The organism is Terriglobales bacterium (assembly GCA_035624475.1).
Taxonomy (GTDB): domain Bacteria; phylum Acidobacteriota; class Terriglobia; order Terriglobales; family Acidobacteriaceae; genus DASPRL01.
Genome location: DASPRL010000195.1, coordinates 1 through 11449, shown reverse-complemented (window position 1 = coordinate 11449; position 11449 = coordinate 1). Strand labels below are relative to the sequence as shown.

Genomic DNA, 11449 nt, shown 5'->3' with positions numbered 1-11449 from the left:
CAGCGCCTAGCCGGACTGGGCGCGATGATCTTCGAGGGCCACTGCGCCACAAACATCGCCGGCGCTGAGGTCGTGGTTACCAGTTCCGCCATTGCGCGCGACAATCCCGAAGTCGCCGAGGCCCACCGGCGCCGCATTCCCGTGATCCAGCGCGCGGAAATGCTGGCCGAGCTGATGCGGCTGAAATATGGCATCGCCATTGCCGGCATGCACGGCAAGACCACCACCACCTCCATGGTGGCGGCGGTGCTGGCGGCCGGCGGCCTGGATCCCACCGTGGTGGTGGGCGGGCGGGTGGACTCCATGGGCTCCAGCGCCCGCCTGGGCAAATCACACTACCTGGTGGCCGAGGCCGACGAGAGCGACCGCTCCTTCCTCAAGCTCTCGCCCATCCTGGCGGTGGTCACCAACCTCGACCGCGAGCACCTGGACTGCTACCGCGACCTGGAGGACATCGAGCAGACCTTCCTCGACTTCATGGACCGCGTGCCCTTCTACGGCATGGTGGTGCTGTGCAACGACGATCCCAGCCTGCGCGGGCTGCTGCCGCGGCTGCGCCGCCGCGCCGTCACCTACGGCGCCCGTCCCGACTCCGACTTCCGCATCGTGGCCGCCGACACCGAATTGCCCTCGGGCCCGCAGCCCCCCATGAGCCGCTTCCGGGTGCAGTACCGCGGCACCTCGCTGGGCGACTTCCACTTGCACGTCCCCGGCGCCCACAACGTGCTCAACGCCACTGCCGCCGTGGCCGTGGGCATCGGGTTGGACATCAAGCCGCAGAACATCCGCGCCGCCCTCGACGGCTTCCGTGGGGTGGACCGCCGCTTCCAGTTGAAGGGCGTGGCCGCCGGGGTCTCCGTCATCGACGACTACGGCCACCATCCCACCGAGATCCGCGCCACTCTGGCCGCCGCCCGCCAGTGCGGCTACCCGCGCGTCCACGTGGTCTTCCAGCCCCACCGCTACACCCGCACCCAGGCCCTGCTCGATGACTTCGCCACCGCCTTCGAGCAGGCCGACTCGGTCTTCATCCTCGACATCTATCCCGCCAGCGAGCAGCCTATTCCCGGCGTGACCGGAGAGGTGCTGGCCCGCCGCGTGAACCAAGCCGGCGGCAAGCACGCCCTCTACCTATCCTCGTTCGCTGAGGCCGCCGTCGCCGCCGCCGCCGCCGCCCGCGAGGGCGACATGGTCCTCACCTTGGGAGCAGGGAACATCTCCCAGCTCGGGCCCCAGGTGCTGGAGCAATTGCGCGCCCGCGAAGCACGCAGCGCCTCCGTGAAACGCTGATTCGCCCGACCCGGGAAATCCTCTGCTAACCATTCGTCCCCGTCCCCGTCTGTAGTGTAGGCGCGCACGGAGCCGCTTATGCTGGCAAAGAAACTGATAGCGAGCGCGATGGCATCGGGGCTGCTGTGGGCCGCCGGCTTGGCCGGCCACGCAGTGGTCGCGAGCCATCCCGGGTTGCTGCTGCTGGCGGGCCAGGTGCGTATCTCCTTGGGCGACCAGGAAGGCGGGCTCCGCCTGATGGAGCAGGCCGCCCGGCTGAACCAGGACGCTCCGCCCGCTGCCGCCGTCCCGGCCTCGACCACGCCATTGCGCGAGGCTGCGGCCCAGTGCCCCGCCAAGGCCAGTGTGAGCCGGGCTGCGGCGCGCGCTCCGCGCCCTGCATCCCTGGTGCGGGTCAGCATCCAGGTTTCTCCCCAGGACTTCGCCCGGCGGATCGCCCAGCGTCACCGCGACTTCGCGCGGCAGCAGCACGAACTGGTCCGCCTCTCCCTGGAGCAGGCCCGCTGGAGCGAACACGTGCGCGTGCTGGTGCAGCAGCCGATGCGCGAGCTGCCTCCACTTCCCGCGGTACCCGCGGAGCCGGTGCGCGCCAATCCCTAGTTCCTCCAGGCGATACCAAGGACGCAACTCCCCAAACTCCCCGAAAGCGGCTATAGTCTGCTGTAGCGGCGGCTCTGCGCTCTTCCACCGACCATGGTGTTGAATAACGGCTCACGGACACCCGGCGAGGATCTGGAGACTCCCGTCCGCCCCGGCGGGCGCCGCCCCGCCGAGGACTTCGACGAGCCCCGCGTGCTCGACCTGGACGCCGAAGAAGAGTCCCCCTTCCTGCGCGGCCAGAAGCGGGTGCCGGTGCGCCGCGGGCCTCTGCCCCGCAAGGCCGCCCACCGCCTGCGGCTCGCGGTGCTGGTGCTGCTGCTGCTGGCAGGAGTGCTGGGCGCGGCCGCGCTCTTCTACAAGTACGGCACCTCCTCCTGGCGCTTCCGCATCGATTCCAGCGACAACATCGAGATCGCGGGCGTGCACAACGTCCCCCGCAGCCAGGTGCTGGAGATCCTGGGCGGCGATATCGGCCGCAACATCTTTTTCATCCCCCTGGCCGAGCGTAAGCGCCAGTTGGAGGAGATCCCCTGGGTGGAGTCGGCCACCGTGATGCGCTTCCTCCCCAACCGCCTCAAGGTGGAGATCCGGGAGCGCACCCCCGTCGCCTTCGTGCAGATCGGTTCCAAGATCGCGCTGATCGATGCTTCGGGCGTGGTGATGGAGCTTCCCGCCGGCAATCCGCAGAAATACTCCTTCCCGGTGATCGTGGGCACGGGCGCCAGCGAGCCCCATTCCACCCGCGCCGCCCGCATGAAGATCTACACCGCGCTGCTGCAGGACCTGGATTCGACCGGGGCCCTATACTCGCGCCAGCTCAGCGAGGTGGACCTTTCCGACCCCGAGGACGTGAAGGTCACCGTCGCCGATCCCGACGGCGCCGTGCTGGTGCACTTGGGGGCCTCCAACTTCCTGGGCCGCTACCAGATCTTCGTGGCGCACCTGAAAGAATGGCGCGCCACCTATCCGCGCCTGGAGTCGGTGAACCTGCGCTACGACGGCCAGGTCATCCTCAACCAGGATTCCAAGTCCGCCGCGCCCGCCACCATGGCGCTGCCGGCGGCCAAGCCGCCCGCGTCCTCCCAGCCTGCCGGGGCTCGGCCCAACGGCCGTCCGCCACGGCGCGGCCACTGAGTGCGCGCGGGCCTTAACCCGCGTCCCGCTCCCCGCGCGGGACGCTCCTAGGACCATGGCCAGACGCCAGGAGCCGGTTCTCACCGCCATCGACGTGGGCAGCGCCAAGACTTGCGTGCTGGTGGCGGAGATCACAGAAGCTGGCCTGCGCTACCGCGGCCACGGCCTCTGCGACTCCCGCGGTTCCCGCAAGGGCGTGATCGTGGACCTGGAGAAGGCGGTGGCCTCCATCCAGCGGGCGGTGGAGGAGGCGGAGGCCTCGTCCGGCTTGGTCATCGAGAACGCGCTGACGGGCGTGGCGGGCGCGCACGTGCGGGGCGTCAACAGCCGCGGCGGCCTGCTCTCCTCCCGCCCCCGCGAGATCACCCGCGACGACGTGCGCCACACCGTGGAGAAGGCTCGCGCCATCAACCTGCCCGCCGATCGCGACGTCCTTCACATCCTGCCCCAGGAGTTCATCCTCGACCAGCAGGGAAGCATCCGCGATCCCCTGGGCATGCAGGGCTCCAAGCTGGAGGTGCAGGTGCACCTGGTCACGGCCGCGGCCAGCGCCGCCCAAAATGTGGTCAACGCCCTCAACCGCGCCGGCATCCATGTGGACGACACCGTCTTCGAGCCCCTGGCCGCCGCCGATGTCACCCTCAAGTCCGACGAGAAGGAGCTGGGCGTCTGCCTCGCCGACGTGGGCGCCGGCTCCACCGACCTCATCGTCTTCTGCGAGGGCGTGGTGGCGCACTCGGCCGTCATCCCCATCGGCGGCGACCACTTCACCAGCGACGTGGCGGTGGGCCTGCGCACCCCGCTGCCCGACGCCGAGAAGATCAAGCGCCTCTTCGGCTGCGCCCTGGTGGCCCGCGTCCCCGAGGGCAACGAGGTGGAGGTGCCGGCGGTGGGCGATCGTCCCTCCCGGCTGCTGCCCCAGCGCCTGCTGGCGGAGATCCTCGAGCCCCGCGCCCGCGAACTCTTCGAGCTCCTGCGCGAGAACCTGCGTCACGCCGGCGTGCTCGAGATCTGCGGTGCCGGCCTGGTACTCACCGGCGGCGCCGCCCGCCTCCCCGCGCTGCCCGAGGTGGCCGAAGAGTTGCTGCGGCGGCCCGCCCGCCTCGCCTATCCCCTGCCCATCGCCAAGATGCCGGCCACCCTGGCGGAGCCGGAGTTCTCCACCGCCCTCGGCCTGCTCTCCTACGGCCACCGCGCCCGCCTCGCCCGCGCCACCGAGAACGGCAGCTTCCTCTCTCGCCTGAAGTCCTGGCTGGGGAGGGACGGCTGAGGGTCACGGCCGGGCGCACCTGCTGCCGCGGCTGGGCTATAATCCCGCGCTGCTCTGCGGAGGTGCACGCATGCCCCGCTCCGTCCTTCAGTTGGCGGTCCTGCTTCCGCTGATGCTCATGGCCTGCTTCGCGCAAGACCGTTCCTACGGCCGCTCCGTGGTGGTGAGCGACCGCGGCATCGTGGCCACCAGCCACTACCTGGCCTCGCAGGCGGGAGCGCAGGTGCTGGCCCATGGCGGCTCCGCCATGGACGCCGCCATCGCCGCCAACGCCGTCCTGGGAGTCACCGAGCCCATGATGAACGGCATGGGCGGCGACCTCTTCCTCCTCTACTGGGACGCCAAGACCCACCGGCTCTACGGCTTGAATGCCAGTGGCTGGGCCCCGCGCGGCCTGTCGCGGGAATCCCTGGCCAAGCAGGGCATCCCCTCCATGCCCCGCGACGGCATCCACACGGTCACCGTGCCGGGCGCGGTGGCGGGCTGGGGCGCCGCGCACCGGCGCTTCGGCCGCCTGCCCTGGAAGGACCTGTTCGCGCCCGCCATCGCCTACGCCGAGCAGGGCTACGGCGTGCCCGAGATCATCCACGACTTCTGGGCGGAATCGGAGCCCAAGCTGCAGAAGACGGAAGAGGCCCGCCGCGTCTTCCTTCCCGGCGGCAAGGTCCCTGCGATCGGCGATCGCTTCCGCAATCCCGACCTGGCGCGGGCCCTGCGCCTGGTCGCCGAACAGGGTCCCGGAGCCTTCTACCGGGGCGAGATCGCGCAGGCCATCCTCAAGACCTCCGCTGCGTTCGGCGGCACCCTGCAGGCCGACGACCTGGCCGAGTTTTCCCCCGAGTGGGTCGAGCCCATCTCCACCGAATACCGCGGCTGGAAGGTCTATGAGCTGCCTCCCAACGGTCAGGGCATGGCCGCGCTGGAAATGCTCAACCTCATGAGCCAGTTCCAGCCCGACCCGGGCGGTCCCGCGGGCACGGTCGAACTGCACAAGAAGATCGAGGCCATGAAACTGGCCTACGCCGACCTCTACCGCTACAACGCCGACCCACGCTTCGCCAAGGTCCCGGTCGCCGGCCTGCTGAGCCAGGACTACGCCGCGCAGCGCGCCAAGCTCATCGACCCCGACAAGGCGGACTGCGACCCCGGCGCCGGCGTTCCCCCGGGCAGCGATACCACCTACCTCTCCGTCGTGGACCGCGACGGCAACATCGTCTCCCTCATCCAGAGCAATTACTCCTACTTCGGCTCCGGCATCGTGGTCGCGGGCATGGGCTTCGTCCTGCAGAACCGGGGGGCGCTGTTCGTCCTCGATCCCAAGCATTCCAACGTCCTCCAGCCCCGCAAGCGCCCTTTCCACACCATCATTCCCGCCTTCATGGAGAAGGGTGACCTGCACATGGGCTTCGGCATCATGGGCGGCGCCAACCAGCCGCTCGCCCACGCTCAGTTCGTCTCCAACGTGGTGGATTACGGGATGAACATCCAGGCCGCCCTCGAGGCTCCGCGCTTCACCGTCCCCGGCGGCAGCGTCAGTTGCGACATCCTGATCGAGTCGCGGGTGAAGCCCGAGGTGCTCGAGGCCCTGCGGGCCAAGGGGCACAAGCTCCAGGTGCGCCAGCAATACACCGCGCTCATGGGGCGTGGCCAGGCGGTGGTGCACGACTCCCGCACCGGCATGAACTACGGCGCCTCCGACCCGCGGGCCGACGGCGCGGCCCTCCCCGAGCCGCTTCCCTGAGTCCCTGCGGATGCTCCTCCGCAGGATCGGGAAGACCTCGAATTTCGCTGTTGCTAGTTTTCCTGTTTTCGGGGATTATCGCGGTAACACTTTTCTGGCCGGGCGGAAAACGATTCAACCGACTATGAGCAACGGCAAAGAGACTCCCAGCGCGAGCGACGTTCGCATCCAGTTCCACGACGACGCCAAGAACAGCGCCAAGATCAAGGTCATCGGCGTAGGCGGGGGCGGCGGCAACGCCGTCAACCGCATGATCAACGCCCGTTTGGAGGGCGTGGACTTTGTGGCCGCCAACACCGACCTGCAGGCCCTGCAGATGTGCCAGGCCCCGGTCAAGATCCAGCTGGGAGTGAAGCTCACCCAGGGCCTGGGAGCGGGCGCGAATCCCGAGACCGGCCGCAAGGCCGCCCTGGAGGACTCCGACAAGATCATCGAGGCGCTGGAGGGCGCCGACATGGTCTTCGTCACCGCCGGGCTGGGCGGCGGCACCGGCACCGGGGCCGCTCCCATCATCGCCTCCCTGGCCAGCGAGATGAGCGCGCTCACCGTGGCCGTGGTTACCAAGCCCTTCGCCTTCGAAGGCAAGCGCCGCCTGCAGCAGGCCGAGCGCGGCCTGGCCGAGCTCATCGACTCCGTCGATACCACCATCGTCATCCCCAACGAGAAGCTGCTGGCGGTGGCCCAGAATGCCGGCTTCTTCGAATCGTTTCGCATCGCCGACGACATCCTGCGCCAGGGCGTGCAGGGCATCTCCGACATCATCACCATTCCCGGCATCATCAACCGCGACTTCGCCGACGTGAAGGCCATCATGGCGGGCATGGGCTACGCCGTCATGGGCACCGCCACCGCCAAGGGTGAGCGCCGCGCCGTCGATGCCGCCCAGCGCGCCATCGCCTCGCCGCTGCTGGAGGCCGGGGCCATCGACGGCGCCCGCGGCATCCTTATCAACATCACCGGCTCCAGTTCGCTCAAGCTCTCCGAGGTCAACGAGGCCTCCACCATCATCCAGAGCGCCTCCCACGAGGACGCCAACATCATCTTCGGCGCGGTGCAGGACGAGAAGATGAAAGACGAGGTCAAGATCACCGTCATCGCCACCGGCTTCAAGACCGATCAGCCGCCCAAGCGCGAGCGCGCCACCAGCAGCACGGCCGCCGCCATCGCCCAGGCCCGCACCACCTCCTCCTACTCGCCCTCGGCGGGGATGCGCCCGGCGGCGCCTGCCGGGGCGCGTGCCGCCGCACCGCAGCGCGAAGCTCCCTCGCTCGACGCCGTCAAGGAGAATGTGAAGAGCGGGTTTGAGCAGGACGACCTCGACGTCCCCGCTTTCATCCGCAAGCGCCAGGACCAGCGCTAGGCCGCCACCCAGCCGTATCCATCCGGTTGATGATTCACTGGTAAACGCGGCCCGGCCTCTCGCATTACCGAGATGGCATCCCGGCCTTCCCCTTGCTCCTCGTAACTAGCTCTTCCCAAGGGAGTTCGAATCCGCCTCCCGCGAAAGGAGGGCACCACTTTCCGGTTGCAGAGGCGGCGAGGATTCTCGTACTATCCGGCAAGGTCCTTCTCGCGGCCGGCGCATCTGAGATTTTGCGTGGGAGCTGGAGAAGAGCGCGCGGTGTCTTTGAGGAAAGGCGGCGGGTGGGCCGAACTCCAATCGGGATCCGATGAAAAAGCGCATTGCCGTCACTCTCGTTGCCCTCCTGGCTGTTGCTTTCACGGCGGTGTCCTTCGGCGCCTCGGCCGACACTCCCATTTCCTCACGCTCGGCCAGCAAGTCGAAATCACCTTCGGTACGCGAGAGCGCATCCACGCAGAAGCGCATGAGCGCAGCGCGGCATAGCCGGCGCATCGCTCGCAGCCGGCGCCACCGCCGCTACTACGAGCGCTTCTACACCAGCTCCTATGCCGAGGACGTCGCCGCCGGCGACCTCATTGCAGGCGAGGATCCGGTGGTGCGCGCCGCCGCCCTCGATGCCCTGGGCAACATGAACGGCAGCGTCCTCGCCCTCGACGCTGACACCGGCCGCATCCTGGCCATGGTGAACCAGAAGCTGGCCCTCTCCGAGGGCGCGCAGCCCTGCTCCACGATCAAGCTCGCCGTCGCTCTGGCCGCGCTCCGCGAGGACGTGGTCACCAAGGACACCGAGGTCCGCCTCGGCCGCCGCACCCGGCTCAATCTCACCGAGGCCCTGGCGCATTCCAACAACGCTTACTTTGAGCGGGTCGGGCGCCAGTTGGGCTTCAAGAAGGTCAGCCAGTACGCGCACGAGTTCGGACTGGGAGAGCTCGCCGGCTACAACATTCCCGGGGAGCACCTCGGCGTCTTTCCCGACTCCCCGCCGCCCGCCCGCGACGGCGGCGTGGGCAAGATGTGCTCCTACGGGGAAGACATTTCCATGACCCCGCTGCAGTTGGGGGCGCTGGTAGCCGCCATGGCCAACGGCGGCAGCCTCTACTACCTGCAGCATCCGGCCACGCCAGAAGAGGTTGCCGCCTTCCAGCCCAAGCTCAAGCGCCAACTCGACATCGCCGGCCTCGTCCCCGATGTCTCCGAGGGCATGGCGGCGGCGGTGCAATACGGCACCGCGCGCAGCGTACGCTACAACTTCAGCGAGGAAGAGGTGCTGGGCAAGACCGGCACCTGCTCCAAGGACGGCACCCGCTTCGGGTGGTTCGCTTCCTACGTCAACAGCGGGCACGCGCGCCTGGTGGTGGTGGTCTTCCTGCAGGGCGGACGGCCGACCTTCGGTCCCAAGGCCGCCGAGATCGCCGGCCGCGTCTACCGCCAGCTCTACGACCACAGCTACTTCGCGGCCACCGAGCCTCCGGCCCAGGACAGCATGCCTCCTGCCAAGCAGTAGAGGGCACGGGATCTCCCGGAGATCGTCCCAAGCCTCTTGCCTTCGTCGCCCTCCCTCCCTCTGAGGGGCCTGCAGAGAGTACAATCCTGGGAGTTGTACGGGGCCGATCCCAAGGTGGGGATGCCATAGCAACCGGGGACTCATGCGCCCGGAGACCCGCATACCGGGGCGCGGAGCGCAAGGAGGTACGCCTGTGGCATGGCAAGGCAAGAAGCTGGTCCTGGTGGCCAGTGACTCGGAGTCCAGCGAGTACCTGGGCAGCACCTGGCGACAGATGCTGCTGGCCACCCTTCCGCAGCGCTATGCGCGCTACATGGGCACCGACTGGTCGCTCAAGAACCAGCTCGCGCCCGACGGTCAGGCGCGCTACGTTCCCCACGGGCTGCGCGTCATCGAGGCGCTGCTGCGCCGGCGCTTTTCCCCGGATGACATCGCCGTCTGCTATCCCGACCAGATGGGCCAATTCGTGGGTGAGGACACGCGTGCCGTCGGCGTGCATGCCCACAATCCTCTGGGCATCACCTTCGCCACCGACATCTATCCGGCCTTCTACGGGCGCGAGGTCGAATCCATCAACGCGGCCGAGTTTCGCCGCCTCATTCTGCACCCCGCCCTCCGCCGCCACCGGTCCCATCTCCGGATCCTCGTGGGCGGGCCCGGCGCCTGGCAGATCGAGAAGAAGAACCTGCAGGAGGAGTGGCAGATCGACTGCATCGTGGACGGCGAGGCCGAAGAGGTGGCGCTGCCGTTGTTCGAGGCGGCCGTGCGCGGCGAGGCCCTGCCGCGCCGGGTGGAGGGCCACAGCCCGCCGCTCCCCAGCATCCCTGCCATCCATCACCGCTCCACCTTCGGTACGGTGGAGATTACGCGCGGCTGCGGGCGCGGCTGCCAGTTCTGCTCGGTGGCCCTGCGCGCCGGCAAGAGCCTCCCGCTTCCGCAGATCCTGGAGAACGTGCGGGTGCAGGCGGCCGAAGGCGCCGAGTCCATCCTGTTCGTCACCGAAGACCTCTTCCTCTACGAACAGGGACGCCGCTTCCAGACCAACGTCCCCGCACTGCGGCGCCTGTTCGAGTCCGTGGCTGCGGTCCCCGGGGTGAAGCACATCATGCTGACCCACGGCACCATGGCGCCGGTGGTCCGCGACCCTCACATGATCGAGGACCTCTCCGAGATCGCCGTGGGCATGAGCCTGAACCAGCATCCCGCTTCCACCCATCCCGATCATCGCTATCAGCACATGTTCGTCGGGCTGGAGACGGGCTCCCCGCGCCTCTTCGAGCAGTACATGAAAGGGAAGAGCTATCCCTACCGCCCCGAGCAGTGGCCCGACGTGGTGCTGAAGGGCATGGAGATCCTCAACCGCCACAACTGGTTCCCCATCTGCACTTTTATCCTGGGCCTGCCCGGAGAGACCCGGGAGGACACCCAGCAGTCCCTGGACCTGCTCTATGCCCTCAAAGACGCCAAGTGGTGTGTGATCCCCACGCTGTTCGTGCCCCTGGAAGACACCCGCCTGGGAAGCAAGGAGAGCGCCAAGCTCATCCGTCTCACCGACCGGCAGTGGGAGTTCTTCTTCACCTGCTGGCGTTACAACGTGGACTTCTGGCGCAAGCAGGCCTCGGTGCAGTGGAAGTTCAACCTCGGCGTCCCGCTCTACTACTACCTGCTGGGACGCCGGCTCTTCGGCCCGCAGATCAAGTACCCGCTGCTGCGCTTCGCCCACTTCCCGGAGCGTTTTCTGCGGCGCAGCCTGTATCTGGACTTCCGCCCGGGGAACCCGCCCCGCCATGCCGTACCCGACAGGGTGGAGGTCCCGGAGGAACGCCTGCGGCCACTGCTGCCCCTGGTGGGAGAGCAGGCGATTTTCGTCGACGACTGAAAGGGAGGGTTTTCGCGGCTAGCGGGGCTTGCGCTCGTCGCCGGAGACCAGCCCGTCCTTGAGGTGCACGACGCGGTGGGCGTAGGCGGCGATATCGTGCTCGTGGGTGACCAGCACGATGGTGTTGCCCTGCTGGTGCAGCCGGTCGAACAGGGCCATGATCTCGTTGCCCGTCTGCGAATCCAGGTTCCCGGTGGGTTCGTCCGCCAGGATGATGGCCGGGTTGTTGACCAGGGCGCGGGCGACGGCCACGCGTTGCCGCTGCCCGCCGGAGAGCTCGTTGGGCTTGTGCATCATGCGCGGTTCCAAGTCCACCGCCCGCAGCGCCGCCTTGGCGCGCTCGATGCGTTCCTCGGCCGGGGTCCCGTTGTAGATCAGCGGCAGCTCGACGTTATGCAGCGAGGTGGCCCGAGCCAGCAGGTTGAAGGTCTGGAAGACGAAGCCGATCTCCTTGTTGCGGATCCGCGCCAGCTGGTCGTCGTCCAGCTCGCTGACCAGCTGGCCGTTCAGCCAGTAGCGCCCTTTGCTGGGCGTGTCCAGGCAGCCGATCAGGTTCATGAGCGTCGACTTTCCCGAGCCCGAGGGCCCCATGATGGCCACGTACTCGTTCTTGTCGATGCGCAGGTTCACCCCGCGCAGCGCGTGCACCTGCTGTTCGGAACCCATGT

General features: G+C 68.3%; 9 protein-coding genes. 8 read left to right on the top strand and 1 reads right to left on the bottom strand.

The genetic code is table 11. The features are described 5' to 3' along the window. The 8 genes from murC to VEG08_08055 all read left to right on the top strand — a co-directional run. The coding region (gene murC, locus VEG08_08090) for a UDP-N-acetylmuramate--L-alanine ligase (protein HXZ27942.1) at positions 1-1290 on the top strand (1290 nt) is incomplete at its 5' end. 78 nt (positions 1291-1368) lie between these two features. After that, entirely contained in the window at positions 1369-1890 is a 522-nt protein-coding gene (locus VEG08_08085) for a hypothetical protein (GenBank protein HXZ27941.1), read from the top strand. Positions 1891-1989: 99 nt separating this feature from the next. Then, positions 1990-3024 carry an FtsQ-type POTRA domain-containing protein gene (locus VEG08_08080; protein ID HXZ27940.1) on the top strand — a complete coding sequence of 345 codons (1035 nt, stop codon included), beginning with the start codon at positions 1990-1992 and terminating at the stop codon, positions 3022-3024. 55 nt (positions 3025-3079) lie between these two features. Further along, positions 3080-4294: a cell division protein FtsA gene (gene ftsA / locus VEG08_08075; protein ID HXZ27939.1), complete on the top strand. Its 1215-nt coding sequence runs from the start codon at positions 3080-3082 to the stop codon at positions 4292-4294. A 70-nt stretch (positions 4295-4364) separates the two neighbouring features. Next, positions 4365-6035, top strand: a complete 1671-nt coding sequence (gene ggt / locus VEG08_08070) for a gamma-glutamyltransferase (protein HXZ27938.1) — start codon at positions 4365-4367, stop codon at positions 6033-6035. A gap of 124 nt (positions 6036-6159) precedes the next feature. Then, positions 6160-7395, top strand: coding sequence for a cell division protein FtsZ (ftsZ, locus tag VEG08_08065; GenBank protein ID HXZ27937.1), 1236 nt, complete (start codon positions 6160-6162; stop codon positions 7393-7395). 466 nt (positions 7396-7861) lie between these two features. Continuing rightward, on the top strand, positions 7862-8902 hold the full coding sequence (locus tag VEG08_08060; protein HXZ27936.1) for a penicillin-binding transpeptidase domain-containing protein: 1041 nt from the start codon (positions 7862-7864) through the stop codon (positions 8900-8902). A 193-nt stretch (positions 8903-9095) separates the two neighbouring features. Beyond that, positions 9096-10781: a radical SAM protein gene (locus tag VEG08_08055; GenBank protein ID HXZ27935.1), complete on the top strand. Its 1686-nt coding sequence runs from the start codon at positions 9096-9098 to the stop codon at positions 10779-10781. A gap of 18 nt (positions 10782-10799) precedes the next feature. Here VEG08_08055 and VEG08_08050 read toward each other — a convergent pair whose 3' ends face one another. Beyond that, positions 10800-11447: an ABC transporter ATP-binding protein gene (locus tag VEG08_08050; GenBank protein ID HXZ27934.1), complete on the bottom strand. Its 648-nt coding sequence runs from the start codon at positions 11445-11447 to the stop codon at positions 10800-10802. Positions 11448-11449: the final 2 nt, after the last annotated feature.

Bases quoted from the DNA above. Each gene is read 5' to 3' on its own strand.
- VEG08_08085 (HXZ27941.1), top strand. From the start codon at position 1,369: ATGCTGGCAAAGAAACTGATAGCGAGCGCGATGGCATCGGGGCTGCTG.
- ggt (HXZ27938.1), top strand. From the start codon at position 4,365: ATGCCCCGCTCCGTCCTTCAGTTGGCGGTCCTGCTTCCGCTGATGCTC.
- VEG08_08060 (HXZ27936.1), top strand. From the start codon at position 7,862: ATGAGCGCAGCGCGGCATAGCCGGCGCATCGCTCGCAGCCGGCGCCAC.
- VEG08_08050 (HXZ27934.1), bottom strand. From the start codon at position 11,447: ATGGGTTCCGAACAGCAGGTGCACGCGCTGCGCGGGGTGAACCTGCGC.
- ftsZ (HXZ27937.1), top strand. From the start codon at position 6,160: ATGAGCAACGGCAAAGAGACTCCCAGCGCGAGCGACGTTCGCATCCAG.
- ftsA (HXZ27939.1), top strand. From the start codon at position 3,080: ATGGCCAGACGCCAGGAGCCGGTTCTCACCGCCATCGACGTGGGCAGC.